General features: G+C 66.9%; 23 protein-coding genes, 1 tRNA gene, 2 pseudogenes and 1 riboswitch. Of the genes and pseudogenes, 15 read left to right on the top strand and 11 right to left on the bottom strand.

The genetic code is table 11. The annotated features are described in order from the left end of the window. Positions 1-109 precede the first annotated feature (109 nt). Complete coding sequence (locus QFZ23_RS04890; protein ID WP_306920915.1) at positions 110-1,585, top strand: MFS transporter; 1,476 nt, start codon at positions 110-112, stop codon at positions 1,583-1,585. On the opposite strand, the pseudogene QFZ23_RS04885 reads toward QFZ23_RS04890, so the two are convergent. Next, positions 1,530-3,742: pseudogene (locus QFZ23_RS04885) on the bottom strand (RecQ family ATP-dependent DNA helicase). The gene QFZ23_RS04890 and the pseudogene QFZ23_RS04885 overlap by 56 nt on opposite strands. Before the next feature lie 128 nt (positions 3,743-3,870). Between QFZ23_RS04885 and QFZ23_RS04880 the strand changes: the two are divergent. The 4 genes from QFZ23_RS04880 to QFZ23_RS04865 all read left to right on the top strand — a co-directional run bounded on the left by QFZ23_RS04880 (position 3,871) and on the right by QFZ23_RS04865 (position 7,687). Then, the gene (locus tag QFZ23_RS04880; protein WP_306920914.1) at positions 3,871-5,289 is read left to right on the top strand and encodes a phosphomannomutase/phosphoglucomutase; all 1,419 of its coding nucleotides are present in this window, start codon (positions 3,871-3,873) and stop codon (positions 5,287-5,289) included. Between the two features lie 9 nt (positions 5,290-5,298). Next, the gene (locus QFZ23_RS04875) at positions 5,299-5,781 is read left to right on the top strand and encodes a hypothetical protein (protein ID WP_306920912.1); all 483 of its coding nucleotides are present in this window, start codon (positions 5,299-5,301) and stop codon (positions 5,779-5,781) included. Positions 5,782-5,880: 99 nt separating this feature from the next. After that, positions 5,881-6,330: an RrF2 family transcriptional regulator gene (locus tag QFZ23_RS04870; RefSeq protein ID WP_306920909.1), complete on the top strand. Its 450-nt coding sequence runs from the start codon at positions 5,881-5,883 to the stop codon at positions 6,328-6,330. 196 nt (positions 6,331-6,526) lie between these two features. Continuing rightward, complete coding sequence (locus tag QFZ23_RS04865) at positions 6,527-7,687, top strand: globin domain-containing protein (RefSeq protein WP_306920907.1); 1,161 nt, start codon at positions 6,527-6,529, stop codon at positions 7,685-7,687. A gap of 105 nt (positions 7,688-7,792) precedes the next feature. Here QFZ23_RS04865 and QFZ23_RS04860 read toward each other — a convergent pair whose 3' ends face one another. Beyond that, positions 7,793-9,619 (bottom strand): phosphoenolpyruvate carboxykinase (GTP), encoded by a 1,827-nt coding sequence (locus QFZ23_RS04860; protein ID WP_306920905.1) that lies wholly within the window; start codon positions 9,617-9,619, stop codon positions 7,793-7,795. Positions 9,620-9,900: 281 nt separating this feature from the next. Between QFZ23_RS04860 and QFZ23_RS04855 the strand changes: the two genes are divergently transcribed. Then, positions 9,901-9,974: transfer RNA gene (locus tag QFZ23_RS04855), tRNA-Arg, on the top strand. Positions 9,975-10,081: 107 nt separating this feature from the next. Here QFZ23_RS04855 and QFZ23_RS04850 read toward each other — a convergent pair. Continuing rightward, positions 10,082-10,810: a FadR/GntR family transcriptional regulator gene (locus QFZ23_RS04850; protein WP_306920903.1), complete on the bottom strand. Its 729-nt coding sequence runs from the start codon at positions 10,808-10,810 to the stop codon at positions 10,082-10,084. A gap of 129 nt (positions 10,811-10,939) precedes the next feature. Between QFZ23_RS04850 and QFZ23_RS04845 the strand changes: the two genes are divergently transcribed. The 5 genes from QFZ23_RS04845 to QFZ23_RS04825 all read left to right on the top strand — a co-directional run bounded on the left by QFZ23_RS04845 (position 10,940) and on the right by QFZ23_RS04825 (position 16,508). Further along, positions 10,940-12,397 carry a dihydrolipoyl dehydrogenase family protein gene (locus tag QFZ23_RS04845; RefSeq protein WP_306920901.1) on the top strand — a complete coding sequence of 486 codons (1,458 nt, stop codon included), beginning with the start codon at positions 10,940-10,942 and terminating at the stop codon, positions 12,395-12,397. Positions 12,398-12,464: 67 nt separating this feature from the next. Then, positions 12,465-13,124, top strand: a complete 660-nt coding sequence (locus QFZ23_RS04840; RefSeq protein WP_306920899.1) for an ABC transporter ATP-binding protein — start codon at positions 12,465-12,467, stop codon at positions 13,122-13,124. Continuing rightward, the gene (locus tag QFZ23_RS04835; RefSeq protein WP_306920897.1) at positions 13,121-15,157 is read left to right on the top strand and encodes a YhgE/Pip family protein; all 2,037 of its coding nucleotides are present in this window, start codon (positions 13,121-13,123) and stop codon (positions 15,155-15,157) included. Before QFZ23_RS04840 ends, QFZ23_RS04835 begins: the two co-directional genes overlap by 4 nt. Beyond that, positions 15,154-15,804 carry a TetR/AcrR family transcriptional regulator gene (locus QFZ23_RS04830; protein ID WP_306920895.1) on the top strand — a complete coding sequence of 217 codons (651 nt, stop codon included), beginning with the start codon at positions 15,154-15,156 and terminating at the stop codon, positions 15,802-15,804. The genes QFZ23_RS04835 and QFZ23_RS04830 overlap by 4 nt, the downstream gene beginning before the upstream one ends. An 8-nt stretch (positions 15,805-15,812) precedes the next feature. Beyond that, complete coding sequence (locus tag QFZ23_RS04825; RefSeq protein WP_306920893.1) at positions 15,813-16,508, top strand: hypothetical protein; 696 nt, start codon at positions 15,813-15,815, stop codon at positions 16,506-16,508. A 95-nt stretch (positions 16,509-16,603) separates the two neighbouring features. Here QFZ23_RS04825 and QFZ23_RS04820 read toward each other — a convergent pair whose 3' ends face one another. The 4 genes from QFZ23_RS04820 to QFZ23_RS04805 all read right to left on the bottom strand — a co-directional run bounded on the left by QFZ23_RS04820 (position 16,604) and on the right by QFZ23_RS04805 (position 19,098). Further along, positions 16,604-17,131, bottom strand: coding sequence for a SixA phosphatase family protein (locus QFZ23_RS04820; RefSeq protein WP_306920890.1), 528 nt, complete (start codon positions 17,129-17,131; stop codon positions 16,604-16,606). A 61-nt stretch (positions 17,132-17,192) separates the two neighbouring features. Continuing rightward, positions 17,193-18,068: a winged helix-turn-helix domain-containing protein gene (locus QFZ23_RS04815; RefSeq protein WP_306920889.1), complete on the bottom strand. Its 876-nt coding sequence runs from the start codon at positions 18,066-18,068 to the stop codon at positions 17,193-17,195. Positions 18,069-18,383: 315 nt separating this feature from the next. Next, positions 18,384-18,581, bottom strand: a complete 198-nt coding sequence (locus tag QFZ23_RS04810; RefSeq protein WP_306920887.1) for a hypothetical protein — start codon at positions 18,579-18,581, stop codon at positions 18,384-18,386. Positions 18,582-18,744: 163 nt separating this feature from the next. Further along, positions 18,745-19,098 (bottom strand): hypothetical protein, encoded by a 354-nt coding sequence (locus QFZ23_RS04805; protein WP_306920884.1) that lies wholly within the window; start codon positions 19,096-19,098, stop codon positions 18,745-18,747. Positions 19,099-19,481: 383 nt separating this feature from the next. Between QFZ23_RS04805 and QFZ23_RS04800 the strand changes: the two genes are divergently transcribed. From QFZ23_RS04800 to QFZ23_RS04785, 4 genes and pseudogenes are all read left to right on the top strand, one after another. Further along, a complete protein-coding gene (locus tag QFZ23_RS04800) occupies positions 19,482-20,222 on the top strand; it encodes a response regulator transcription factor (protein WP_306920883.1) in 741 nt (246 codons plus the stop codon). Between the two features lie 3 nt (positions 20,223-20,225). Next, positions 20,226-21,854 carry a sensor histidine kinase gene (locus tag QFZ23_RS04795; RefSeq protein ID WP_306920882.1) on the top strand — a complete coding sequence of 543 codons (1,629 nt, stop codon included), beginning with the start codon at positions 20,226-20,228 and terminating at the stop codon, positions 21,852-21,854. Between the two features lie 81 nt (positions 21,855-21,935). Next, a riboswitch (cyclic di-AMP (ydaO/yuaA leader) is annotated at positions 21,936-22,099 on the top strand. A 5-nt stretch (positions 22,100-22,104) separates the two neighbouring features. After that, a complete protein-coding gene (locus tag QFZ23_RS04790; protein ID WP_306920881.1) occupies positions 22,105-22,935 on the top strand; it encodes a hypothetical protein in 831 nt (276 codons plus the stop codon). Between the two features lie 241 nt (positions 22,936-23,176). After that, positions 23,177-23,329, top strand: a pseudogene (locus tag QFZ23_RS04785) (hypothetical protein); the annotation flags it as partial. Positions 23,330-23,406: 77 nt separating this feature from the next. Here QFZ23_RS04785 and QFZ23_RS04780 read toward each other — a convergent pair. From QFZ23_RS04780 to QFZ23_RS04765, 4 genes are all read right to left on the bottom strand, one after another. Next, positions 23,407-24,087 carry an HAD-IA family hydrolase gene (locus tag QFZ23_RS04780; RefSeq protein WP_306920880.1) on the bottom strand — a complete coding sequence of 227 codons (681 nt, stop codon included), beginning with the start codon at positions 24,085-24,087 and terminating at the stop codon, positions 23,407-23,409. Positions 24,088-24,133: 46 nt separating this feature from the next. Further along, on the bottom strand, positions 24,134-24,511 hold the full coding sequence (locus tag QFZ23_RS04775; RefSeq protein WP_306920878.1) for a VOC family protein: 378 nt from the start codon (positions 24,509-24,511) through the stop codon (positions 24,134-24,136). A gap of 117 nt (positions 24,512-24,628) precedes the next feature. Further along, positions 24,629-25,264 (bottom strand): uracil phosphoribosyltransferase, encoded by a 636-nt coding sequence (upp, locus tag QFZ23_RS04770; RefSeq protein WP_306920876.1) that lies wholly within the window; start codon positions 25,262-25,264, stop codon positions 24,629-24,631. Between the two features lie 12 nt (positions 25,265-25,276). Next, a complete protein-coding gene (locus QFZ23_RS04765) occupies positions 25,277-26,110 on the bottom strand; it encodes a phosphatase PAP2 family protein (RefSeq protein ID WP_306920875.1) in 834 nt (277 codons plus the stop codon). Positions 26,111-26,152 lie beyond the last annotated feature (42 nt).

Here is a 26,152-nt window from a genome sequence, read left to right as displayed (position 1 = left end):
TCGGACCGGGGCCTTTTGCCTTTCCGGGCTCCTGTGCCTCAGCGCCGGCAGCCGTCCGCGTGCCGGACGCTCGAGGCGATAAAGCGCTTTCCGGTGGCAGGATGATTGCATGAACAAGCTTTCTGCCAACCAGGCCTGGAGCCCCAGGCTGGCCCTGCTTGTGGCGGCCACGTTCTTCATGGAGTTCCTCGACGGGACGGTCCTGACGACCGCCATCCCGAGCATCGCTGGGGACTTCCGGGTGCCGTCGGCCAGCGTGAACATCACCATGACCGCCTACCTGATGACGGTGGCCATGGGCATCCCGCTGAGCGGCTGGCTGGCGGAGCGACTCGGGGCCCGGCGGATTTTTTGCCTGGCCATCGCTGTCTTCACCGTGGCGTCGCTGCTGTGCGCCGCCAGCCAGGACCTCACGGTGCTGACCGTCAGCCGCGTCCTGCAGGGCCTGGGCGGGGCGATGATGGTGCCGGTCGGTACGCTGCTGGTGCTTCGCGGGACGCCAAAGTCGGATCTGCTGCGCGCCACGGCCTATCTCGTCTGGCCCGGGCTGCTGGCTCCGGTCCTGGCGCCACTCGTGGGCGGCGCCCTGACCACTTACCTGTCCTGGCACTCGATCTTCCTGATCAATCTGCCGCTTGGCGCCGCAGCCTTCCTCGCCGCCCTGCGCCTGGTCCCCGCCGTTCCCGGCGACCGCAGCCGCCGGCTGGACTGGCTTGGGCTTGCCCTCACAACGGCCGGCGTGGGAGCGCTCGTGGCGGGCCTTGAACTGGCCAGCGGCCACCCCGGCGGCTTTTGGACCTGGCCGAGCATTCTGGCCGGGGTTCTCGCGCTGGCAGCGGCGGTCTTCTGGATGCGTCGCGCGGCCCACCCGTTGTTTGATTTGACAGTGTTCGGCACCCGCACCTTCCGGGCCACCAACTCGGGCGGCTTCATCTACCGGCTGACCATCAGTGCCGTGCCGTTCCTGTTACCGCTGATGTTCCAGAACGGCTTCGGATGGAGCCCGCTGCATGCGGGCATCATGGTGGCCGCCGTGTTCATCGGCAACATCGGCATCAAGCCCGCCACGACGCCGCTCATCAGGCGCTTCGGATTCAAGCCCGTATTGGTGTTCGCGTCCCTGGCGTCGGCTGCCACCTTTGCCCTCTGCGCGATGCTGACCCCAGCTACGCCGGAACCGCTGGTATTCGCGCTGCTCGTGTGCAGCGGGGCGTTCCGTTCCATTGGCTTCTCCGCGTACGCATCGGTCCAGTACGCCGACATCCAGCCTGGGCAGCTGACGTCTGCCAATGCCGTCTCGGCCACGATCGTTCAGCTGGCCACCGGGGCCGGAATCGCAGTGGGCGCCCTGCTGCTGCGCCTCTTCGAGTCGGATTCCCTGCTCTCGTCCGGGCTCGGCGGCATCCTGTCAGCCGGACCTGACGGCAGCGGCGTGGCCGCCTACCGCGGCGCATTCCTGTCGATTGCGGTGCTGATGCTCCTCAGCACCGTCGACAGCCTTATGCTGCACCGGCATGCGGGGGCCGAGGTCAGCCGGCCTGGGCCAGCGCCAGCGGAAGCACCGCGCCCGCACCGGCCCGCCTGAGGGCGCGTCCCGCGACGGTAACCGTCCACCGGCTGTCCACGAGGTCGTCGATGAGCATCACGCTGCCGCCGCCCAGCCCGGCGAGCTCTGCCGCCAATGACTCCCCCACCACGAGACGGTCCCACACCCCGGCCAGCCGGTAGGCGCTGTTGCCGCCGCGTCCGCCAGTGGGCCCGCCGTGTTCGAGCTGCAGCTGGCCGATGTACGGGATGCGGCCGATCTGCGAGATGCCCCGGGCCAGGGAGTCCACGAGTTCGGGCCTGCTGCGCGAGGGCATGCTGACGACCGCTGCCGGCCTGCCTGCGCCGCTCCAGCCGGGAATCCGGGAGTCACCGGCGCCCCATTCGCGCAGCACCTGGACACAGGCCTGCAGCATGCCGGGATCGACAGCGCGGTCCGGAGCCCCGGCCGCGAAAAGTTCGCGCAGCGCCCCACCCCAGCCCAGGTCAGTCAGCCTGGCGAGGACCCGGCCGTCCGCTGTGTTTTCGTCGGGTTTGATCTTGCCCTTCACCGGCACCCCAAGGCGGTCCATTCCGCTGGGCCACTGCAGCCTGGACTCCAGCACGATGCCCGCGCGGCTGAGGGTCTGCCCGGCAGCCTCCGTGGCTGTGGACGCGACCTCCGCGGGGAACCATCTGCCGCGCAGTTGTCGCAACGGCCGCAGGCGGCTGCGGTCTCGTCGTCCAGGACGGAGGTGATGTACTCCATCCGGCACCCGGCTGTGTCCTGGTAGATGACCATGGAGTCCTGCTCGTCCACCCGGGCCTCCGCGATACGGCGGTACCGTTCGGCGTCGTACGTCCAGGGCATTCCGGTGGAGCGCCAGCCGCCGCCTACCCGCTCCACTGCGCCGTCCACGGCGAGCACCTTCAGCAGGAGTTCCAGGGGCGTCCGGCGAAGGTCCACCCGGGCCTCCAGAGCCACGGTGGACACGGCCGAGCCAGCCTCCGCCAGCGCGGTCAGCACAGCCGTGGCCTTCTCCTCGGAGGGCATGGAGGCAGTGGCAAAGTACTGCCAGATTTCGCGGTCCTCCGACCCGGGCAGGAGCAGGACGTCTGCGTTGGCTGCGCCACGGCCCGCCCTGCCCACCTGCTGGTAGTAAGCAACAGGGGATGACGGGGCGCCGAGGTGCACCACGAAACCGAGGTCCGGCTTGTCGAAGCCCATCCCCAGCGCGGAGGTGGCCACAAGCGCCTTGACCTGGTTGTCCTTGAGGAGCTGCTCCGCCCTCTCGCGGTCAGCCGGGTCGGTGCGGCCGGTATATGCCAGTACCTCGTGGCCTGCCTCCGCGAGCAGCCGGGCGGTGTCCTCGGCGGCCGAGACCGTCAGGGTGTAGATGATCCCGCTGCCCTGCAGATCCGCGAGGTGTGTGAGAAGCCAGCCGAGACGCTCACGCGAGTCGGGCAGCGCCAGGACGCCGAGACGCAGCGACTCCCTGCCCAGCGCGCCGCGGATGGTCAGCACGCCGTCGCCGAGCTGTTCCTCGATGTCGTGGACCACCCGGGAGTTGGCAGTGGCTGTGGTGGCCAATACGGGCACGGTGTCCGGCAGCTGCGTGATGAGGTCGGCAATGCGCCGGTAGTCGGGCCGGAAATCGTGACCCCAGTCGGAGATGCAGTGGGCCTCGTCGATAACCAGCAGCCCCGTGCGCCGGATGAGTTCCGGCAGCTGGTTTTCGCGGAACGAAGGGTTGGTGAGCCGCTCGGGGGAAACCAGCAGGACATCCACCTGGTCGGCGGCGAGCTGCTCCCGCACCGTGTCCCACTCCAGCTGGTTGGCGGAGTTGATGGCAACGGCCCGTACACCTGCCCGGGCTGCCGCCGCCACCTGGTCCCGCATCAGGGCCAGCAGCGGCGAAACGATGAGCGTAGGTCCCGCCCCGCGCCGCCGGAGCAGCAGGGACGCCACGAAGTAAACGGCGGATTTTCCCCAGCCCGTCCGCTGCACCACGAGCGTCCGGCGGCCGCCGTCGACCAGCGCCTCAATGGCCTCGAACTGGCCGTCGTGGAAGTCGGCATCCGGCCGGCCCACCAGCTCGCGCAGCACCGACAGGGCCTGGCCTCGGGTCCCAGTGACCGCTCCCTGTTCCCTTCCGGCGCCGGTACTGGAGGGGCCGGGGGCAGAAGCAAGGACGGGAGCGTGCTGGTTATTTGCCATCGATTCAGTATCCCAGCCGCCTCTGACACAGCAAACCCCGGGCACCCGCCATGTGGACAACAGCCGGCGCGCGCTTCTGTGACTTCCCCTTCACGGGCCGCCGCGCGCGTGCCCGTAAGATAAGTGCCGTGACTAGCGACCAGACCCGTACTTTTGACCTTTCGGCCTCGTTCAAGGCGTATGACGTCCGCGGCATCGTGGGTGAATCCATCACCGCTGAAATCGTCGAAGCCGTAGGAGCAGCGTTCGTTGACGTGCTTGGCCTTGAGGGACAGACAGTCCTTGTCGGCGGTGACATGCGCCCGTCCTCCCCCGAATTCAGCAAGGCGTTCGCCAGGGGTGCCGCCACCCGGGGCGCCAACGTCCAGCTGCTGGACCTGATTTCCACAGACGAGCTGTACTACGCGTGCGGAGCCCTGAACGCCGCGGGCGCCACGTTCACCGCGAGCCACAACCCGGCCGAGTACAACGGCATCAAGATGGCCAAGGCCGGCGCCGTCCCCATCTCCTCCGAGACCGGCCTCAAGGAGATTCAGGCTCTCGCCGAGCAGTACCTGAACACGGGCTTCATCCCCGCTGCCGAAACTCAGGGCCAGATCGGCGTCCGGGATGTGCTGAAGGACTACGCCGAGTACCTGCGCGCACTCGTTGACCTCTCCGGTTCGCGCCCCCTCAAGGTCGTGGTGGACGCCGGTAACGGGATGGCCGGACTGACCACGCCGGCCGTCCTGGGCGACACGCTGCTTCCGAAGCTGCCCTTCGACATCGTTCCGCTCTACTTCGAACTGGACGGCTCTTTCCCGAACCACCCGGCCAACCCCCTGGAGCCGGAAAACCTGCGCGACCTGCAGGCAGCCGTCGTCGAACACGGCGCGGACATCGGCCTGGCGTTCGACGGCGACGCCGACCGCTGCTTCGTCATCGACGAAAAGGGCGAGGCGGTCTCGCCATCGGCCATCACGGGCATGGTGGCCCGCCGCGAAATCGCCCGCGCAAAGGCCCAGGGCGAGGCAAAGCCCACCATCATCCACAACCTCCTGACCTCCCGCGCGGTGCCGGAACTCGTCGCCGAAGACGGCGGCCGGGCCGTGCGGACCCGGGTGGGCCACTCCTTCATCAAGGCCGTCATGGCAGAGGAAGGCGCAGTTTTCGGCGGCGAGCACTCCGCCCACTTCTACTTCCGTGACTTCTGGAACGCGGACACCGGGATGCTGGCTGCCATGCACGTGCTGGCCGCCCTCGGCGAACAGGACGGCCCGCTTTCGGAGCTCGGCCGGGAGTACGAGCCGTATGTTTCCTCCGGCGAAATCAACTCGGAAATCGAGGACAAGGCCGGCGCGGTGGAGCGCGTCCGGGCCGATTTCGAGACCGAGGACGTGGCGGTGGACCACCTGGACGGCAGCACCTTCACCGCCGCTGACGGCAGCTTCTGGTTCAACCTTCGCCCCTCCAACACCGAACCGTACCTGCGGCTGAACGCCGAAGCCACGGACCGGGCCACGATGGAGCGCGTGCGCGACCGCGTGCTGGCCCTGGTCCGCAGCTAGGACAGCCCCGTGGCATCACGCGACTCGACCCCGGCCCAGTCATCGTGGCGCGCATCCGTGCCGGAGTCCACGGCCACGGATCTGGAAAACCTTCTGGGCACCGGAATGGCGGCAGCCCAGGAACAGCTTGAGCGAAGCGGCGGGTTCCTGCCGTTTGCCCTCGTGGTGGAGAACGACGGCGACGTCCGCCTCGTGGCTGTCTCGCCGGCGGATCCGGATGCAGACGGGGACAGCGAGTTCGACGCAGACGGGATGATCCGCGACATCACGGAGCTTTTGCGCCAGCACCGGGACGAGTTCCGAGCCGCCGCCGTCGTCTGCGACATCACCCTGGTCGAGGAGGGCTCGGACGCCATCCATGTGGCCACAGAACACCGGGACGGTGCGGTTTTCGCAGCCGTCCTGCCGTACTTCCCCAACAACGAGGGCAGTGAATGGGAGTTCGGCGACCTTGCCGCCGACTCCAACGAGCCTGTCATCTGGGCTGACTAGACGGGGCCGAAACAGCACTTCGTCCCGGCCACGCGACGCGCGCAGATCACGCGCTGCGCTCCGGACGGACGATTTGCACAGGGCCATTAGGCTAGAAGCATGAAAATCAACGCCTTCGCGGACGTCAGCCTGCGCGCCCTCATGGTGCTCGCTGCTGCACCCGAGGGCGGCCTGCTTACCACCCAGAATGTCGCGGACGCCGTCGGAACCCCTTACAACCACGTCAGCAAGGCCGTGGCGAAGTTGCGCATGCTGGGTCTAATTGACGTTGAGCGTGGCCGCAACGGTGGTTCGAGGCTCAGTGTCGCCGGCCGCCGTGTCACCGTGGGCCAGGTTCTACGGGAGCTGGACACCCGCGAGGACGCCGCCGAGTGCATCGGCCCGGCTGGCAGCTGCCCCCTCATCAGTGAATGCCGGCTCCGGGGCGCCCTGGCGCGGGCGCGCGAGGCTTTTTACCGCGAGCTCGACGACGTCGTGGTGGCCGAATTGCCGACCTCACGCCAGATGACGCCCGTTTTCGAGGCGATCGGGCTGCGCCCCGGCGCCTGACCGATAGCCGGCGTCCAGGCAGCGCATGACCGACCCGGCCACCGCGCGCCCCGAAGCCCCCGCCGACTGCCCTCTCCATTTGAAAAATTCCTTCTACAGGGTGTAGAAATGACTCAGCAGAAACTCGTATTTCAAATACCAGTTATCTGCAGTTCCGGTCCGGCCAAAGACCCGGACCACTAGCTCAGGAGTGTCAATGCTCTCGGACAAAGCCCGTCCTGTCATCGAAGCCACCCTTCCCCTGGTCGGTTCACGAATCGGTGAGATCACCCCCAAGTTCTATGCCCGGCTCTTCGCCGCGCACCCGGAACTCCTGGACGGGCTGTTCAGCCGCTCCAACCAGCGCTCCGGCAACCAGCAGCAGGCCCTTGCCGGCAGCATCGCCGCCTTCGCCGCCCACCTGGTGAACAATCCGGGCACACTGCCGGAAGCCGTCCTCTCCCGGATCGCCCACAAGCACGCCTCCCTGGGCATCAGCGAACCGCAGTACCAAGTGGTCTACGAGCACCTGTTTGCCGCTATCGCCGACGACCTGGCCGAGGCCATCACGCCGGAAATCGCCGAAGCCTGGACCGAGGTCTACTGGCTCATGGCAGACGCCCTGATCAAGCTGGAAAAGGACCTGTACGCAGCACAGTCCAACACCAAAATATGGATGCCCTGGACCGTCGTCGAAAAGACCCCGGCGGGAACCGGCGCCATGACGTTCACCCTGGCGCCGGCGGATGACACCCCCGTCACCCCCGCACTGCCGGGCCAGTACATCAGCGTGAAGGTCCAGCTGCCCGACGGCATCTGCCAGGTCCGGCAGTACTCCCTGTCCGACGAGGCCGGGACAAGCCGCACCTTCACCGCCAAGCTGGACGACGGCGGCGACGTGTCCCCGGTTCTGCACCGCAGCGTGGCCGTGGGCGACACCCTGGAGATCTCCAACCCGTACGGCGAAATCACCCTGAAGGATGGCGATGGTCCCGTGGTCCTCGCTTCCGCCGGCATCGGCTGCACGCCCACCGCATCGATCCTGCGTTCCCTCGCCCAGGCCGGTTCCGAACGCCAGGTCCTGGTTCTGCACGCCGAAAGCAGCATGGAGAGCTGGGCGCTGCGCGGGCAGATGACCGCCGACGTGGAACGCCTGGACGGAGCGGATCTTGAAGTCTGGCTCGAGGAGCCGCAGGCCGGCACGAAGGCCGGCTTCATGTCCCTGCGCGAGCTGGAACTTCCCGCCGACGCCTCCCTGTACCTGTGCGGCCCGCTCCCCTTCATGAAGAAGATCCGCGACGAAGCCATCGAGGCAGGCATCCCGGCAACACGGATCCACTACGAGGTCTTCGGCCCGGACATCTGGCTGGCCGCCTAGGCGGTGGAGCGCGAACGGACACTTAAGCCCCGGGGCTTAAGTGTCCGTTCGCGCAAAGTACGACGACGGCCCCGCACCTTTGACGAAAAGGTGCGGGGCCGTGGTCTAGGCCAGGCGGGCCTTCAGGCCGTCGAGCTCCTTCTGGAGCGCGGCCGGCAGCGAATCGCCAAAGTTGGCGAACCACTCCTCGATCGAGGCGAGCTCGGTCTTCCACTCGTCGGGGTCGACGCGGACTGCTTCCTCAACCTGAGCGGGGGTCATATCGAGTCCGTCGAGGTCGATGGAGTCACCGGTCGGCACGAAGCCGATGGGGGTCTCCACGGCGTCGGCCTTACCTTCGAGCCGCTCGATGGCCCATTTGAGGACACGGGCGTTGTCCCCGAAGCCCGGCCAGGCGAAGCCACCCTCTGCCGTGCGGCGGAACCAGTTGACCAGGAAGATCTTGGGCAGTCGCTCCGGATTGGCCTTGGCCGAGAGGTTGACCCAGTGGTTCAGGTAGTCGCCGGCGTCGTAGCCGATGAACGGAAGCATGGCCATGGGGTCGCGGCGGACTACGCCGACGGCACCGGCCGCAGCAGCGGTGGTCTCGGACGACAGGGTGGAGCCCATGAAGATGCCGTTGGTCCAGTCGCGGGCCTCGGTGACCAGCGGAATGGTGGTCTTGCGGCGTCCGCCGAACAGGATGGCGGACAGTTCCACACCGTTCGGGCTGTGGTACTCCTCGGCCAGCATGTCGATCTGGTCGATCGGGGTGCAGAAGCGCGAGTTCGGGTGCGCTGCCGGCTTCCCGGACTCAGGCGTCCAGGAGTTGCCCTGCCAGTCGGTCAGGTGGGCCGGGGTTTCCTCCGTCATGCCCTCCCACCAGACGCCGCCATCGTCGGTCAGCGCAACGTTGGTGAAGATGCTGTTGCCCTTGGCGATGGCGCGCATGGCGTTGGGGTTGGTGCCCCACCCGGTGCCGGGGGCCACGCCGAAGAGGCCGGCCTCAGGGTTGACGGCCCGGAGTTCGCCTTCCTTGCCGAACCGCATCCAGGTAATGTCGTCGCCGAGGGTCTCGACCTTCCAGCCCTTGATGGTGGGGTCCAGGAGGGCAAGGTTCGTCTTGCCGCAGGCGGACGGGAAGGCCGCCGAGACGTAGTATGTCTTCTGTTCCGGCGAGGTGAGCTTGAGGATGAGCATGTGCTCGGCAAGCCAGCCCTCGTCATGAGCCATGACCGAAGCGATGCGCAGGGCGTAGCACTTCTTTCCCAGCAGGGCGTTTCCGCCGTAGCCGGAGCCGAAGGACCAGATGGAGCGCTCTTCGGGGAAGTGCACGATCCACTTGTCCGGGTTGCAGGGCCACGGGACGTCCGCCTGGCCGGCCTCCAGCGGAGCACCCAGGGAGTGCAGGGCCGGAACGAAGAAGGCGTTGGTCTCGGTGATCCGGTTCAGCACGTCCGTACCAATACGGGCCATAATGCGCATCGACGCAACAACGTAGGCGGAGTCTGTGATCTCGACGCCGAACTTGGGGTCCTCGGCGTCGAGGTGGCCCATGACGAACGGGATGACGTACATGGTGCGGCCGCGCATGGAGCCGGAGAAGAGCCCGCGAAGCTTCTCCTTCATCTCCGCCGGAGGCATCCAGTTGTTGGTGAAGCCAGCGTCGTGTTCCTTCTCGGAGCAGATGAAGGTCTGCTCTTCGACGCGGGCCACGTCAGCGGGATCCGAGAACGCTGCGAAGGAGTTGGGGAACAGGTCCTGGTTCAACCGCTTCAGGGTGCCAGCGGCGACGAGTTCGTCGGTGAGGCGGGTGTTTTCTTCCTCGGAGCCGTCAACCCAATGAATCCGGTCCGGCTGGGTCAGGCCAGCGACCTCTTCAACCCACGCCAGCAGGCCGGCATGGGTGGTGGGTGCTTTCTCAAGCAGCGGCAGTCGCGCCAGGTGGGCCATTGCAGTTCCCTTCTTCGGGTTCAGTGTGGTGTGTGCTAAATGCTATTTCTGATGCTCTGGACCAATTCACTGTCAGACATCGGATGTCCCGCCCGAGGGGAGGCAACTTCCGCGGAAATTCAAGGAATTTGGATTTAGGAAACTCGAAATTAGTGACGAAGGTCACGTAGACCGGTCTAGTTGTGTAAATTACATGGTTCTCGATTTGGAACTGCGGCCGTCCTCGCGTAAAGTTATTCGAGGTTCGGGGCGAGCGAAGAGTTCGGCAGGAACCGAAAGATGCGCCCATAGCTCAGCTGGATAGAGCGTCTGTCTACGGAACAGAAGGTCAGGGGTTCGAATCCCTTTGGGCGCACAGAGAGAAGGTCCGCACCGGGAAGCCGGTGCGGACCTTCTGCGTTAAGTGTGCCTGCCGAGGCCGCCGCCACAGGACCGCTACCCCACTCTCCGGAACCCAGCTACCTATTCGCCAACGGCCTCAAGTATCCGCCTGCGGAATCCGTCGAAGTGGTGAGTCAGCTCGCGGGCTGCCCGCGCCTTGTCCCCGGCGGCGACGGCCGAAAAAATGTTCCGGTGCAGGGCCGCGATCGCGGGAAGGTCCTCCGGCCCGGGGCCAACCTCGGTGTAAATCTTGCGGTAGACCTTCCAGAAGACGCCCAGCAGGCTGAGCAGCAGTTCATTGTTCAGGGGTTCAAAGAGCCGGCGGTGGAATTCGGCATCGGCGTCCACGAAGGGCTCCCCTGCCGCCGCGCTCTGCTCCATGCGGACCACGGTCTCCTCGATGGCGGACAGCTGTTCGGCCGTCATCTCATCCATCGCGCTGCCGACGAGGCCCGCCTCCAGCGCCTGGCGGACATCCACAAGCTGCCGCGCTTCCAGGCCATGGTGGCGCAGGGACAGCCGCCCGCGGAAAATCAGGCCGTCGGCGAAGGACTCGAAATTGCTGGGCGCGACGAACATTCCGAAACCGTGGCGGATCTCGATGACCCCCAACGCCTGCAGGACCTTCAGCGACTCCCGCAAGGTGTTCCGGCCCACACCGAGGGCGAGGCACAGCTCGTTTTCGGTGGGAAGTGCATCTCCGGGCTCCAGTTCACGGTCCAGGATCAGTTCCATGATGTCCGACTGCAGGGCGCGCAGGCGGGCGTGGGCGCTGAAGCGGGCCGGTGGAACCACGTTGGAGGGCTGCATGGAGGGCTCCTTTGCACTGTCCGTACTTTTCCTCACCGTAGCGGATGTCCCACGTCCCCGGAACGGCCGGTCCATTGTTACGGCTGCGCCTGCCGGAATCCGCGTCAGGCGGGGGCGTAGTCTGAGGCCATGCCACGTCTTGTTGAACGGGAATTCGATGTCATTGTGATCGGCGCCGGCGCGGCAGGCGAAAATGCCGCAGACCGGGTGGTGCAGGGAGGCCTGACGGCGGTCCTCGTGGAAGCCGAATTGGTGGGCGGCGAGTGCTCCTACTGGGCCTGCATGCCGTCCAAGGCGTTGCTGCGCCCGGGCACCGCACTGCACGGGGCCCAGGCAGTTCCCGGCGCCAGCGAAGCCGTGACCGGTACGCTCGACGCGGCCGCGGTCCTCAAGGGGCGCGACTCCTTCACCTCCCACTGGCAGGATGCCAGCCAGGTGGAATGGGTGGACGGCGCAGGCATCGAACTGATCCGCGGCCGGGCACGGATCACCGGCGAGCGGTCAGTAGGAGTAGCCGGGCTGGACGGTGCCGACTACGCACTTACGGCGCGTCACGCCGTCGTACTTGCCAACGGCTCCACGCCCAACCAGCCGCCCGTCGAGGGGCTGTCCGAGGTTGAGTACTGGGGCACGCGGGAGGCGACCTCGGCAAAGGAGGTCCCCGAGCGGCTTGGCGTGCTAGGCGGCGGCGTCGCCGGGACGGAGCTTGCCCAGGCCTTTGCCCGCCTCGGGTCCACGGTCACGCTGGTGGCTCGCAGCGGGCTGCTGCGCAACTTCCCCGCTGAGGCCGCTGAACTGGTGGCCGCAGGCCTGCGGGCCGACGGAGTGGAGCTCCGGCTCGACACCAAGACCCGCAGCGTCCACAGGAATTCCGACGGCTCCCTGTCGCTCACGTTCGACGGCGGCGACACCGTCACGGTGGACAAGCTGCTGGTGTCCACCGGCCGGCGGCCCGCATTGGAAGGGCTCGGGCTAGAGAGCGTGGGGCTGTTCGCCAGCGACGGCAAGCCCCTGGCCATCCGCACGGACTCGACCGGCCTGGTGGCGGAAGCGGCGGGCAACGACGACGGTCCATGGCTGTACGCGGTGGGCGACGCAGCCGGCAAAGTACTGCTGACGCACCAGGGCAAGTACGAGGCCCGGGCCACTGGCGCAGCCATTGCAGCCCGGGCAAAGGGCGAGCTTCGCGGGGAACCCGAGCCGTGGAGCCCGTATGCGCAGACGGCTGACGAACATGCCATTCCCAACGTGGTGTTTACCGACCCTGAGCTGGCCAACGTCGGCAGGTCGCTGGAGCAGGCCCGCAAGGATGGCTACAACGCGTCGTCGGTGGAGCTGCCCATCGCCGTGGCGGGCTCCTCCCTGCATGCCAGGAACTATGAGGGCTGGGCGCAGCTCGTGGTGGATGAGGACCGCAAGGTGCTCCTCGGCGCAACGTTCGCCGGGCCGGACGTCGCCGAACTCCTGCATGCCGCGACGATCGCCGTCGTCGGGGAGGTTCCGCTGGACCGGCTCTGGCACGCAGTGCCCTCCTATCCAACCATCAGCGAAGTCTGGCTGCGGCTGCTGGAAAAGTACGGCCTCTGACTGTTATTTGAACTGACTAGTCAGTTCAGTTAGCCTTGGAGCAGACAACTTCTGCGAAAGGCTCCCTTTGCTCTGCGCACGACAGCTCAGCGTGAAAGGCCGGCGGCTCGACCTCCTGCCACCGACTTCCCTGCAGGTAGCCCGCGGCGAACTGCTGCTGGTGACCGGCGACCGACAGGACCAGCGGACGGCCCTCGCCCTTGTCCTCAGTGGGCGGATGAAACCCGACGGCGGCACTGTCGGCTGGGACGGCACGGCCGGGATCATGCCGCTGCGGCGCGCCAGCGCCCTGGTGGACTCCCCCGGCGTCAACGAACCCGAACAGCACCTGAGCGTCGCGGATCTCGTCACGGAGGATCTGGCCCTGGTTCCCCGCCGTTACCGTGGCGCCCTGCTCAGCAAGCCGTGGCTGAAGGTCAACCGCTTCGAGGATGTCGCCGGCATGTGGACGGAACAACTGCCGCCGGCCCGCCGCACCGAGCTCCTCACGGCGCTGGCCCTCGCCAACCCCGGCACGGACCTCCTCGTCGTGGACTCCCCTGACCGGCACGGCGCCGACCCCGCCGAATGGCTGCCGCGGCTCAGCAAACTGGCGTACGACGGCGGCCGGCCCCTCGCCGTCGTGGCAACCGTTACTGCCCTCCCGGACCTCTGGACCGGACCGTCCGCAGCGATCGGCAACGCGGACCGCCGCAACTCCAGCCTGACGGCTGAGGGGGCCAAGTGACTGTTTTGCGGCTGGCGCGCTCCGAACTCAAGCGCATGACCGGCGGGCTGCTGCCCAAGCTGACCATTCTGGCCCTCACCCTGGTTCCGCTGCTCTACGGCGCGGTGTACCTATATGCCAACTGGAATCCGTACGGCAACCTCGACCGGATCGACGCTGCGCTCGTGGTGGAGGACGCCGGGGCGGCCACCGGCAATGGAATGCGGCTGGAAGCCGGGCAGAACGTGGCGGACAGCCTCCTCGAGGGGCACGTGTTCAACTGGCAGACGGTCCCGACCGCCGCGGAGGCGGACCAGGGCGTCAGCGACGGAAAGTACGCCTTTGCGCTCAAGATCCCCAAGGACTTCTCCGCCAACCTCGCCTCGCCCGGCAGCTTCGATTCGGCCACCCAGGCCATGCTCAACGTCACCACCAACGACGCCAACAACTACCTGTTGAGCACCATCGTGGACAAGCTGACCACGGCCGTGCATGCGTCGGTGGCCAAGGAGGTCGGCGCGGAGACGGCCAACCAGCTCCTTACCGGGTTCGGCACCATCCACACCCAGATGGTGAAGGCGGCCGACGCTGCCGCCCAGCTGGCCGACGGCGTCACCCACCTTCACGACGGCACGGTCATCCTGCATGAGGGAACCGGGAAGCTGGAAACCGGGGCCGCCGACCTTCACAACGGCCAGGTCAGGCTCCGTGACGGGGCAAACGAGCTTTCGGCCGGCGCGGGACAGCTGAGCGGAGGTCTGGCGGAGCTGCGGGACAGAACGGCCGGGCTTCCAGCGGACTCGCAGCGCCTCGCTGACGGTGCCGCGCAGGTTGCGGCAGGAAACGCGGCGCTGAACAGCAAGGTGCAGGACGCCGTCGGGCAGCTCGAGACAGCTGAAAACGGTCTCCGCGGCCGGCTGCAGGAGTCCAACAACAAGCTGGTGGCCGCCGGTGTCCTGACCCAGGAACAGGCGGACAGGGTGCTCGCGGAAGTTGATTCCGCGGCTGCCTCCGGCCCGGTCAGCGATGCCAAGGTGAAGATCCAGGCAGACGCCGCGCAGATCCAGCAGCTTGCGGACGGATCAGCTGCCGTCAGTGCCGGCGCTGCGCGCCTGGCTGCCGCGGCACCCGCCTTGACCGGCGGCATCTCGACCGCGTCCGCCGGGGCGGACCGGCTGGCTGCCGGCGCATCGACGCTCGCGTCCGGTGAGCAGACGGCGGTGGACGGTACCGCCGCTCTCTCGGCCGGCGCCCAAAAGCTCGACGACGGTGCGGCGCAGCTGGAGAGCGGAGCCGGCACCGCCGCGGCCGGTGCTGGGAAACTAGCTGACGGGCTGTCCCGGGGCGCCGGCAAGGTCCCCCACCCCGACGACTCGCAGAAGAGCAGCCTCTCGACCGTGATGTCCGACCCCGTGGCCGTCAACAACGTCTCGCAGGCAAAGGCAGGCTCCTACGGTGCAGGACTCGCCCCCTTCTTCATGACCCTGGCCCTGTGGATCGGCATCTTCATGCTGGTCCAGGCCATGCGGCCCATAACCCAGCGCGCCCTGGCCTCCAACGCGCCGGCCTGGAAGATCGCCGTCGGCGGCTGGCTTCCGTTCCTGGCAGTGTCTGCCGTGCAGGCAAGCCTGCTCACGGTCGTCGTCAACGTGGGCCTTGGACTGCATCCTGCCCATCCGTGGCTGATGTGGCTGTTCCTGCTGGCAGCCGCCATGGCGTTCAGCGCCATCATCCAGGGCGTGGTGGCGCTGCTCGGTTCGCCGGGGAAGCTCTTGGTGCTCATCCTACTCGTGCTGCAACTGGTCTCTTCCGGCGGCACTTTCCCGTGGCAGACCACACCGGAGCCGCTGCACGCCGTCCACCGGGTCCTGCCCATGGGTTACGTGGTGGATGGCATGCGGCACCTGGTCTACGGCGCAGACCTGTCCCTGATCCCGGCCACCGTGGCGGGGCTGTTTGGCTACACTTTGCTGGGGATAGCCCTTTCGACGCTGGCCGTCCGCAGCAACAAGTTCTGGACCCTTAAGACCCTGAAACCGGAGATCGCCGTATGAGCATGCTGGAGGCGGACCAGGAACCCGTTGCACCGAGGAGGCTCCGCCCCGGCCGGACCAACGCCACGAAGCAGAAACTGTTCGAGGCATCCATGGACCTGATCGGGGAACGCGGCGCGTCAGGGGTGACGGTGGACGAGATCGCCGCCGCGGCCGGCGTGTCCAAGGGGACCGTCTACTACAACTTCGGCAGCAAGTCTGACCTGATTGCCCAGCTGTTGCGGCACGGTGTGGACATCCTCGAGGCCAGGCTGCTCAGCGTGAAGGGCGGGACGGCGGACCCGCTGGCCGGCATGGAGGCGATGATCGGCCAGGCCATGGACTTCATGGCCGAGTATCCCTCCTTCGCCAGGCTGTGGGTGGGCGAACAGTGGCGCACCCCGAGCGAATGGCAGGACACCTTCGCAGAGCTCCGGACCCGGCTGCTGCAGGTGATCGGCACGGCAATCGAAGGTGTTGCCGCGCAGTACCCGGTGGACGCCACTATCTCCCGGGGAAGCCTGGAAGCGGCCGTGTTTGGCGCCTGCTTTGTGGTGGGCCTGGACCGCCAGACGTACAACCCGGAACGCAGCCGTGACCAAAGCGTTGCAGCCATCATGACAATCATGCGCGGCTACGTGCTGAAGGGAGCCGATCCTCGGGGATGATTAGTCCCATGCGCCACATGGGTAACAGCGGAAAGACAGCGATCGGTGCGTTTGCCGCAGCGGCAGGCCTGCTGGTGCTGACGGCCGTCACGCTGGAAGAGGCCGCACTGGTCGCCTTCCTGGGCGCCCTGGCCGTGGGCTATGTGGCGTCCGTGGCGGAAGCGTTTGCCCGGCACCGCTACCTTGCCCTGTTGGCGGGCGGCGCCGGAACCAGCCTGTTTATCGGCTGCAGCATAGCCTTCCTGCGCATGTGGGGGCTGGCCTTCAACCAGGACGCAGCAGCCCTGGGCCAGGCCGTGACCACACGGGATTCGGACATCTACTTCTACCTGGCCGCGGCCTCGGGATGCCTGACCCTGCTGGTGTTGTTCTGCGCCGCGGTCTGGCCGTCCCGCCGGCGGCTGCGGCACGAGGAGCTCACGCGAGCCACCGGCACAGCCCGGCCTGCTGACCTGGCCAAGTCCCGGAGCACCAACCCGGCCCGCACCACCAAAAGGCCGGCGCCCGCGTCCACCGCCCGGGCGCCCCAAGCACCGGCCCGTCCTGCAGCGAGGCTTCCCGCAGGCGCCCGGCAATCCGCCCAGCGAACAGGCCAGCAAAAGCCAGCCCAGCGGACAGGCGCACAAAGGCCTGCCGCGCCACGCCCTTCCGGCACGCGTACGAACAGCACCGGGACATCGGACGGAAGCACGCCCCGCCGCTGAGCCCGGCAACACGCAGTCCGCCGCCGGTCAGCGGACGATATTGAAACGTCTGCCAGCCCGGCCCGCCGGACGGGCGACAAGCCTACTCGTCCCGGCTAGTGTGCGCGCGGGACCTTGAAGTGCGTGAGCTTGGCGTCCTGGCCATCCAGTTCGGCCCAGGGCTTCTCCGTCTCCAGCACGGTCAGGCCGCTCGTGGGAAAGCGCGTGGCGGCATCCATATAGGCGTCGTGGTTGGAATCCCGCGACGCCAGGTGCATGGCCAGGTCCTGCACGCCGGGCATGTGGGAGATCACCATCAGCGTGGTCACGGTGTCTGGCACGTGGTTGATGACCGCAAGCATGCTAAGCGCGGAGGCGCCGTAGAGGCCGTCCTCTAGTTTCGGCGTCGGGGCCTTCTCACCGAGTTCACTGCACACCCACGTGCATGTCTGCCGTGTCCGCAGGGAACTCGAGCACAGGATGAAATCCGGGACGATGTTGTGCTTGAGCAGCCATTTGCCGGCAAGCGGAGCCTCGCGGTGGCCGCGTTCCTCCAGTGGACGCTCGTGGTCCGCCACCCCGCCCGGCCAGTCGGCCTTGGCATGGCGCATAAGGACCAACCGCTTCTTATGGTGCGCACTCATGGCCCAAGCCTAACGCCAGCGACCTAAACCGGCCGCGGAGGCCGCATTCGAGCGGAGGGGACTAGATCGAGTACTCCGGAGCGGCCCAGACAACGACCTCCGGGTGCTCGTAGAAGCGGTAGCCCTGGCCGCGGACTGTGCGCACGGTGTTGGCGAGACGGCCGAGCTTGGAACGGAGGCGGCGGATGTGAACGTCGATGGTGCGCTCGTTCGGCACTTCTTCGGCGTTGCGCCACAGGCCCTCGAGCAGTTCGTCGCGGCCCACGGTGCGGGTGCCGTTCTCCACGAGGTAGTTGAGCAGTTCGAATTCCTTGAACGTCAGGTTCAGGGACTCGCCGTCGAGGTGCACCTCGCGGCGGGCGAGGTCGATCAGGACACCGGAGGGACGGGCATCCTGGGCCGGCTGCACGCGGGCCGTCTCGGTGCGCTGCCGGGCATTGACGGTGGGGTCACCAAAGGTGGAACGGACCACGTCGAGCGCCGAACCAGGCGCGCTGGCCGGCGCGACAGCGACGGCGGCGTAGCTCTCGGCACCGGTAACCAGCGACTGTGCGTAGGCCCGGATCTCCTGGGCAAGCTTGGCGATCGAGGTTCCGGCGGCAGCCGCGGTTTCCTCGTCAATGCCCATGTACAGGACGAACCCGCGGGCGACGTTTTCGTTAGGCACGGGGCGGACCGGGGCGGAGGCAGCCGGGGCCACCAGAGGCGTGGGCGCGGTCAGCGGCGCGGCTTCGTCAGCCTGCACGGCGCGCAACTGGCCGTACGAATTCGGGTTGTAGCCCTGCGGTGCGTAACCCGGGGCCGCGGGAACGGTATTGGCCTGGCCTGCCGGGGCGAAGGCGGGACGGGCGCCGAATCCTTGGCGCAGTCCCTGCGCCTGACCTGCCTTGTTGGCGTTACGGACTGAGATGTGGACGTATCCGGATGCAACTGACATGAATGCTTACCTCAATGTGAATGGCCGTCATCGCGGCTCGAATGCTTGGGTCCCCGCAATGATTCTGGGGAGGGCGCCCTACGCTGGGCTGGGGGCGAATGCCTAAAAACTTCGTGGGGTGGTGAAAGTTAGGCGTGCATTCGACAACAGCGCATGTCGGCAGCAGCGGGTGTGCTGGACCAATATTCTGCGGCTGCAGGTGCTGTTGAGTTCTTGTTCACATTTGAAAGTGTGCAACGTAACAATGAGAACTTGCAAGTAACAATGGACGGAACCGTCCGCATGCTGAGACAAATGGCCTGTTTGTGTGGTAAATCACAGTTTTGCAGCCGGCCATTTTTCTGATTTATTTTCCTGAACGGACGGTCGGAAAGCAGCCCCTACAGAATGTTCTTCGATTTTTCCAGAAATATGCGCTGAATATTCAATGACATATGAAATGCCGGAAACCCGCAGGCGCGATACGCCGATTGTCCAGCTATGACGCAGGCGGGACATAGGTTTTTTGCTCAAGCGCAGGTGGCGGCTGGGGTCAAATCCGTCAGAACGGCGGCCGCAGCGCCCGATTCGACTGGGCGCTGCGCCTTCCCGCATGGATAGCTGGACTGACTCGAGCCGCTGGTTCCTCCTGATTGCGTGGTTCCGCTCGATCCGCCTGACTGCGTAGTGGTCCCGCTCACCTGCACGTTCTCGGCTGCAAACGCCGAGCCATCCTTGCCGGCCACAATCGGACAGTGGCTCCGGAAACGATGTCAGCTACCGTCAGGTCGCCGGTCGCTGACTGCTGCCGCCTCTGCAGCAGATTGCTCACCACCGTTTCGCCGCTGAGTGTGTAGGTGCGCGTGAAGCCGTCGGAACTCTTCACCGTGATCGAATCGGAGGAAACGGTGGGAACAGTGCCAAGCTGCGCCACTTTGGTGACGTACTGCCCGTTCTCCTCGACGACGTACTCCGAATGGACCGCCGCCGAGACGCCGCTGCCCATGCTGCCGAGCCCGTTGGGCGCGAAGTCGCCCCCTTGGCCGGGCACGGTTCCGCTGCCCGGGGCCTGCATGCCGCCCGGGCCCCCATCGACCCGCCGTCCTGTGGCAGGCCACCCTGCGTGCCGCCCTGACTCAAGCCTCCCTGCATCCCACCCTGCGCCAACCCGCCTTGGGCCCCGGCGGCAGTTCCGCCGGCAGCGGCAGCGTTGCTGCCCAGGCCGTACACGGCGGCTCCGGCCCCTGCCGCCAGTGAGCTTAGGCTCCGCCGGCACCGGAAAGCCTTCCTGTGTTTGGCCTGTGCAGTGCAAGAGCCATGGCTGTGACCCAAAAGATGCGTTCGTGGAGACTTTCAGCTCGCTAGGCTGGGATTCACAGCTGGCGCACAGGGTTGCCAAAGCGGCGGCTAAACACCAGAACGGAGAGTTGGCACATGGCCACTTCGCACTCCATGAGCAACAACCTTCCCCAGCTGACCCACCCGGACGGCTCCCCCATCCGCGCCCTTGTGGTTGACGACGAGCCGAGCCTCTCCGAGCTCATGAGCATGGGCCTGCGTATGGCCGGCTGGTCGATCGCCGTCGCTGCCGACGGCCCCGAGGCCGTGAAACTCGCCAAGGAGTTCCGCCCGGATGTGCTGGTGCTTGACGTGATGCTTCCCGGGTTCGACGGCGTCGAGCTCCTGGGCAGGATCCGCGCCTTCGCGCCGGAAGTCCCGGCCCTGTTCCTCACCGCCAAGGACGCGGTGCAGGACCGCATCGTGGGCCTCGCCGCGGGCGGCGACGACTACGTCACCAAGCCGTTCAGCATGGAGGAAGTCCTGCTGCGCCTACACCGGCTGGTCCAGCGCTCCGGCGTGGCCGCCATGGATTCCGCTGAGCTCGTGGTGGGCGACCTGGTCCTGAACCTCGACACGCGCGAAGTCACTCGCGCCGGCGACGAGCTGCAACTGACCGCTACCCAGTTCGAGCTGCTGCGCTATCTCATGGAGAACCCCAAGCGTGTGGTCAGCAAGGCCCAGATCCTGGACCGCGTGTGGAACTACGACTTTGGAGGCCAGGCCAACATCGTCGAACTGTACATCTCCTACCTGCGCAAGAAAGTGGATGCCGTGCATCCGCCGATGATCCACACGGTCCGCGGCGCGGGTTACGTCATCAAGCCGGCAGAGTAGGCCGTGGCAAACCTTTCCGGTGCAGTGCGTACCCAGCGCCGATGCTGGCTGAAGCCGGGTACCTGGCATCTGCGCACCCGCCTGGTCCTGGTGGCCATGGCACTGCTTGTCGCGATTTGCGGTGCCATCGGCCTGTTCAGCTACGCCTCGATGGACTCGTTCCTTACCCAGCAGCTGGACAAGCAGCTCAGCGATGCCTCACACCGCTCAAGCGAGTTCGGCCGGCCTCCGATCGGCAACCCCAGCGGAAGGCCGGATCCCCTGGAGGCGCGGGGCCAAAGGGTCGGCACCCTCATCGCCCGGATAGAGAACGGCAATGTCAGCAGCGCGGGCTTCCTAGCCACCGATGCCAGCCGTGCCTCGCTGTCGTCGGGGGACAACCAGCTCCTCCTGGGCCTCCGCACCGACGGTGTCCCGGTTGACCGCACGCTTTCGTCCGGCGCCTACCGCCTGATTGCCACGCAGACCCCTTACGGGGACGTCATCGTCACCGGGCTTCCCCTGGCGGACAAGCAGAACACCCTGACGTCGCTCGTCTGGACCATCACGATTGTCTCGCTGGGTGGCCTCGTGCTGATTGGCCTGGCGGGAACGGTGCTCATCCGCCGCACCATGAAGCCGCTGGAGCAGCTCTCCGAGGTGGCCACCCAGGTGTCGCGCCTGCCGCTGGACGCCGGTGAGGTGGCACTCGCCGTCCGCGTCCCGCCGTCGAACGCCGATCCCGGGACCGAAGTGGGTAGCGTGGGGCACGCCCTGAACCAGATGCTGGACAACGTTTCCAACGCGCTGGAGGCGCGGCAGGAAAGCGAAATGAAGGTGCGGCAGTTCGTGGCGGACGCCTCCCATGAGCTCCGGACGCCGCTCACCGCCATCCGCGGCTACACCGAGCTGATGCGCATGACCGAAAAATTCACCCCGGACGGCCAGCGGTCCCTTGCACGCGTGCAGAGCCAGTCGGAACGCATGACCGCCCTGGTGGAGGACCTCCTGCTGCTCGCCCGGCTCGACGAGGGCCAGCCGCTCAAGGTCAGCGACATTGACCTCACGCAGCTGGTGATCGAAACGGTCAGCGACGAAAAAGTCATGGCGCCGGACCGCGCGTGGCATCTCGACCTTCCGGAGGAACCTGTGTCGGTCCGGGGCGATGCCTCACAGCTGCACCAGGTCCTCGTGAACCTGCTCTCCAATGCCCGCAAGCACACTCCGCCCGGCACCACGGTGACCACGGGCGTGATGCGGTCGGCAGACGGAAGCGCTGTGATTACGGTCACGGACGACGGCGCCGGCATCCCGCCCGAATTCGTGGACAAGGTGTTCGCCCGCTTCGCCCGCGCAGACGCCTCACGAGCGACGCCGGTGCAGCCGCCCGTGGCGCCGGCATCCGCCGCCGGGAAGGGTTCTGCCGCCGGTGGCGCAACCGCAGGAACGGCCCTCCATACCGCGGCTACACAGGGAGAATCCGGGGTTGCCTCGGCGGAGGGAACCAGCGGCCTGGGGCTGTCCATCGTGCAGTCCATTGTGGCGGCGCACGGGGGCACGGTGGAGGTCACGTCACGGCCCGGACGAACGGAATTTGCCGTCCGGCTGCCCATGCAAGGCGCCGCGCCGGGCGTCGTGATGTCCGTTACCTAAATGTGACTTAATCAGAAGCCTCCTGTACCGTCGATATGGTGCGGCCGCCACTAGAGCCGCATGTCCGGATTGACGCCCAGCTCTGCCGCTTTCCCGGATTCCGCTAGATCAGGCAGAGGCGGGGGAACCAGAGTCCCGGGCTTTCCGCATCAGCCCTTGGGGTGAAGCCGACACGTGAATTTTCCGTGCGGCCGGATGACCTCATCCGAACCCGACAGCTAACTCCGCAGGTGTTGAGAGGCAATCCACCATGTCTGAATTTAAGACTCAGGCGCGCCCTGAACGCGCCCCCAAGCAGTCCGACAGCAAGATTTCCCGTCATCGTGCCGAGCCTGCCAAGCCCGCCTCCCCGTGGGCACGGCTCACCGCCGGCGTCCCGTCGATCGGCCGACGCGCAGCCGTCGTGACCACCGCGTGCGCAGTGCTCATCGGCGTCGGCGCCGCAGGCCACGCGGCCGACCAGGCTACGCCTACCGCCGCCGAGCCGGCCGCGGCCACAGCTGACGCGGGGCAGACGCTGAGCTTCGACAAAACGCTGATCTCTGCCCTCCCGGCTCCGTCCGCGGCGTCCATTGCTCCGCAGTCCGCCGCGAAGGCGACCGCCAAGGCTGCTCCCAAGGCTGCCGCGCCAAAGGCCACCAAGGCTGCCGCTCCGAAGAGGGTTACCAAGGCTGCCGCACCCAAGGCCGCTCCGGTTGCGAAGGCTGCCGCGCCCGCCGTCAAGGTGGCCGCCAAGGTTGCCCCCGCGAAGGCCGCTGCGCCTGTTGCCCTGAATGATCCCGCCGGCGCCCAGGCCTACGCGGCCAGCAAGCTGGGGTCCTTCGGCTGGGCCGCAGACCAGATGCAGTGCCTGAAGCGGCTCTGGACCAAGGAATCGGAATGGCGTACGACGGCCACCAACGCGAGCAGCGGCGCCTACGGCATCGTCCAGTCACTTCCCGCCGAGAAGATGGCCACCGCCGGAGCGGACTACCGCACTAATTACCGCACTCAAATCAACTGGGGCCTGGACTACATCAAGGAGCGCTACGACTCCCCGTGCGGTGCGCTGAACTGGCACCTCGCCCACAACTGGTACTGACCGGTTGCCGCGGGCGAACCGGCTGACGGCGAGCATTTCTGCACCGCTTTAGGTTGCCCGGCTTACGGGCCGAGGGCCCCGGATCCGCCAGGATCCGGGGCCCTTCTGCTGTCCCCGCCATTCCCGCGGCGAGCAAAGTGGTGCAGAAACGCGGCAACTCCACAGCCCCCGCACAGCTTCGCCCTAAAACCCTCATAACAGCGGCGGCCACTGTTGATGCATGACCATCACTGACCAGACTGCGCTGCAGACCGACGCGGCAAACTACACCTGGGCCGCCGCCGTCGTGGGTTCCAACAACGCGGCCGGCTACCAGCTTGCCGCCGAACTGCCGGTCATGGCCGTTGGAGGCTTCAACGGGAAGCCAACTTCCAGGCCGAAACCATCGGCGGCGCCACGGTGTACGACCTGTCCTGACGGGCCGAGACCGTTTGACCCACAGGCCGTCTGACCCATAGACAGTTCAGTCGGCTACAGCCGCAGGGAGATCGCCGGGCGCCCGTCCTCACCGGTCTCCACCGACGCGGAAACGGCGGTGTAGTCCGGAATGTGCAGCACGCCGTCGGGAAGGACGCCGGTGTTCGGGCCCACCGCGACGGTCCGGATGCCGGCGGCGACTCCTGCTGCGATGCCGGCGGGAGCGTCCTCGAACACCACCGTCTCCGAGGGGTCGGCACCGAGCAGGGACGCGCCGAGCAGGTAGCCCTCGGGATGCGGTTTGCCGCGGGACACGTTCTCGGAGGTGACAACCGCCGCCGGCATCGCCACCCCTGCCGCCGCCATCCGGACGGTGGCGAGGTCGCGGGACGCCGAGGTCACCAGTGCCACGGCGCCGGCCGGCAGGGAGTCGAGCAGCTTCAGCGCACCCGGCACCGCGACGATGCCGTCGGTCTCGGTCAGTTCCATGTGTCCCAGCTCGGCGGCCAGGGCGTAGACGTCGGCACCCTCGGGAGCGAAGCGGCGGACCGTATCCAGCGCCTGCACTCCGTGGGAGGTGCGGAGGATTTCCGCGATATCAAGGCCGTAGCGTCCGGCAAATTCTGTCCACACGCGCTCCACGATGGCCGTGGAATCCACCAGGGTGCCGTCCATGTCGAACAGGACGGCCCGGGCTGTCAGCGTGATGGTGGCGGAGTCGGCAGGAAGGCTCATGGCTTCCATCCTGCCTCATCCGGTTTGCAGACGCGTCCTCCGTGACTCAGCCGTTCGGCCGGTTGGGGAGGTACTGCACCGCCCACTTGTTGCCGTCCGGGTCGGCGAAGTAGACGAAGTGGCCCCAGTCCTGGATGTCCACGTCGCTGACGTCCACGCCGTTAGCCTTGAGCTGGTCGTGGGCGGCGTTGATGTCGCTCACCACCAGCTGAAGGCTGGGCGCCGTGCCCGGAGGAGCATCGTTGAGGCCTTCCCCAATGGCGATCGAGCAGCCCGAACCAGGCGGGGTCAGCTGGACGAAGCGGAGGCCGTCCATGGGCCGCTCATCGTAGTCGGCGTTGAAACCGACCTTGTTGACGTAGAAGTCCTTGGCGCGGTCCACGTCGGACACGGGTACGAAGACGAGTTCAAGTTTCCAGTCCATGCTGCACAGGCTAGCCGGGGCGCCCTGCGCTCCGGAAGGCCTCCGCCCGTGAACTTTAGTCGTGGGGGACTTTGGTCCCAACGCCGGTTCGAAGCGTCCGGGACATAGACGTAAGGTCTACCCGGCGATGCCGTAGAGCCGGTCGCCGGCGTCACCCAGGCCGGGCACGATGTAGGCCTTCTCGTTCAGCTTCTCGTCGATGGAGGCAAGGACGATGGTGACGTTGGCGTCCTTGAGTTCATCCTCCAGCTTGGCCAGGCCCTCCGGAGCGGCCAGCAGGCAGATGCAGGTGACATCAGCGGCGCCGCGCTTGAACAGGAACTTGATGGCCTCACGCAGAGTGCCGCCGGTAGCGAGCATGGGGTCCAGGACGAAGATCTGGCGGCCTGAAAGGTTGTCCGGCAGGCGCTCTGCGTAGGTGATGATGTCCAGTGTTTCCTCGTCGCGGGCCATGCCCAGGAAACCCACTTCGGCGGTGGGGACCAGCTTGGTCATGCCCTCGAGCATGCCCAGCCCGGCGCGCAGGATGGGGACCACCAGTGGCGTGGGTTTGGTGAACGCGGTGCCGACCGTGGTGGCGACCGGGGTTTCGATGGTGACCGGCTGGGTGCGGACGTCGCGTGTGGCCTCGTAGGCGAGGAGCGTGACCAGTTCCTCGGTGAGCTGGCGGAAGACCGGCGAGGGGGTGTTCTTATCCCGCAGGACGGTGAGCTTGTGGGCGACCAGCGGATGGTCCACGACGAGTGTGCGCATGGGTCAAAACTATCACCCGGGGCTTGGCTCGCCGCCCCGGTTTCCGGCTCCTCCCCCGGCATCGGAGGTGCCCTGAAGGCGGTCCTTTTGCTCGGCTTTGCCGTTCTTCAGATGGGCCGGGTGCTCGAACGTGGGCGCGGGGCCGGCTTGCTCCCGCCGGCGGATGACATGGAACATCCTGTGGGCCAGGATCACCACGCCCACCCAGGCCGCGCCGATCAACCAGGCTGCCATCACGTCTGTCAGCCAGTGGTGGCCGAGGAACACGCGGCTCAGTCCCATGGCGATGATGAACACCGCCCCCGCGATGATCACCCACGTCCGTGCCGAGGTCTTCCGGAACTCCAGGCACACCAGGTACACCACGATGCCGATCACCACGGTGGTGTTCAGCGTGTGCCCGCTGGGAAACGACGGCGAGAATTCAAACGGCGGAACGGCGTCCACATGGTCAGGACGGGTGCGGCCCAGCAGCGTCTTGCCCACGCTGGTGGCGGTGATCGAGACTGCCGCCGCACCGCCCACCAGGATGAGCGGCCGCCAGCTGCGGCTGACATAGATCAGCCAGGCCACCAGGAGGCTCGCCAGGATGGGCATGCCAATGCCGCCACCGATGTTGGTGAAGGCCGTAACAGCTGAGTCGAGTCCGGGGTTCCGGTATTCCTTGGCCAGCTGGAGGGCGGGTTTGTCCAGCCCCGAAACGCCGTCCTGGTCCACGACGCTGTTGTATACCTCAGCGCTGAGGAGCGTCAGGACGACCACCAGGAAGCCTCCGATGACGAGGGTGATCCACAGGGCCGCGTACGGCCCCAGCCACCTGCCGTACCGCTCAGTCAGGGACTTCATCGTTGCTCCCGGCGCTTGCGTGTCCGATGCTAAGTATCCTTC

This window comes from Arthrobacter globiformis (assembly GCF_030818015.1).
Classification (GTDB): domain Bacteria; phylum Actinomycetota; class Actinomycetes; order Actinomycetales; family Micrococcaceae; genus Arthrobacter; species Arthrobacter globiformis_C.
The sequence above is the reverse complement of the archived record's forward strand: the minus strand, read 5'-3'. Positions and strand labels throughout refer to the sequence as shown.

Bases quoted from the DNA above. Each gene is read 5' to 3' on its own strand.
- QFZ23_RS04845 (WP_306920901.1), top strand. From the start codon at position 10,940: ATGCCACGTCTTGTTGAACGGGAATTCGATGTCATTGTGATCGGCGCC.
- QFZ23_RS04830 (WP_306920895.1), top strand. From the start codon at position 15,154: ATGAGCATGCTGGAGGCGGACCAGGAACCCGTTGCACCGAGGAGGCTC.
- QFZ23_RS04890 (WP_306920915.1), top strand. From the start codon at position 110: ATGAACAAGCTTTCTGCCAACCAGGCCTGGAGCCCCAGGCTGGCCCTG.
- QFZ23_RS04850 (WP_306920903.1), bottom strand. From the start codon at position 10,810: ATGCAGCCCTCCAACGTGGTTCCACCGGCCCGCTTCAGCGCCCACGCC.
- QFZ23_RS04870 (WP_306920909.1), top strand. From the start codon at position 5,881: ATGAAAATCAACGCCTTCGCGGACGTCAGCCTGCGCGCCCTCATGGTG.
- QFZ23_RS04775 (WP_306920878.1), bottom strand. From the start codon at position 24,511: ATGGACTGGAAACTTGAACTCGTCTTCGTACCCGTGTCCGACGTGGAC.
- QFZ23_RS04765 (WP_306920875.1), bottom strand. From the start codon at position 26,110: ATGAAGTCCCTGACTGAGCGGTACGGCAGGTGGCTGGGGCCGTACGCG.
- upp (WP_306920876.1), bottom strand. From the start codon at position 25,264: ATGCGCACACTCGTCGTGGACCATCCGCTGGTCGCCCACAAGCTCACC.
- QFZ23_RS04820 (WP_306920890.1), bottom strand. From the start codon at position 17,131: ATGAGTGCGCACCATAAGAAGCGGTTGGTCCTTATGCGCCATGCCAAG.
- QFZ23_RS04815 (WP_306920889.1), bottom strand. From the start codon at position 18,068: ATGTCAGTTGCATCCGGATACGTCCACATCTCAGTCCGTAACGCCAAC.
- QFZ23_RS04865 (WP_306920907.1), top strand. From the start codon at position 6,527: ATGCTCTCGGACAAAGCCCGTCCTGTCATCGAAGCCACCCTTCCCCTG.
- QFZ23_RS04825 (WP_306920893.1), top strand. From the start codon at position 15,813: ATGCGCCACATGGGTAACAGCGGAAAGACAGCGATCGGTGCGTTTGCC.
- QFZ23_RS04790 (WP_306920881.1), top strand. From the start codon at position 22,105: ATGTCTGAATTTAAGACTCAGGCGCGCCCTGAACGCGCCCCCAAGCAG.
- QFZ23_RS04800 (WP_306920883.1), top strand. From the start codon at position 19,482: ATGGCCACTTCGCACTCCATGAGCAACAACCTTCCCCAGCTGACCCAC.
- QFZ23_RS04780 (WP_306920880.1), bottom strand. From the start codon at position 24,087: ATGAGCCTTCCTGCCGACTCCGCCACCATCACGCTGACAGCCCGGGCC.
- QFZ23_RS04860 (WP_306920905.1), bottom strand. From the start codon at position 9,619: ATGGCCCACCTGGCGCGACTGCCGCTGCTTGAGAAAGCACCCACCACC.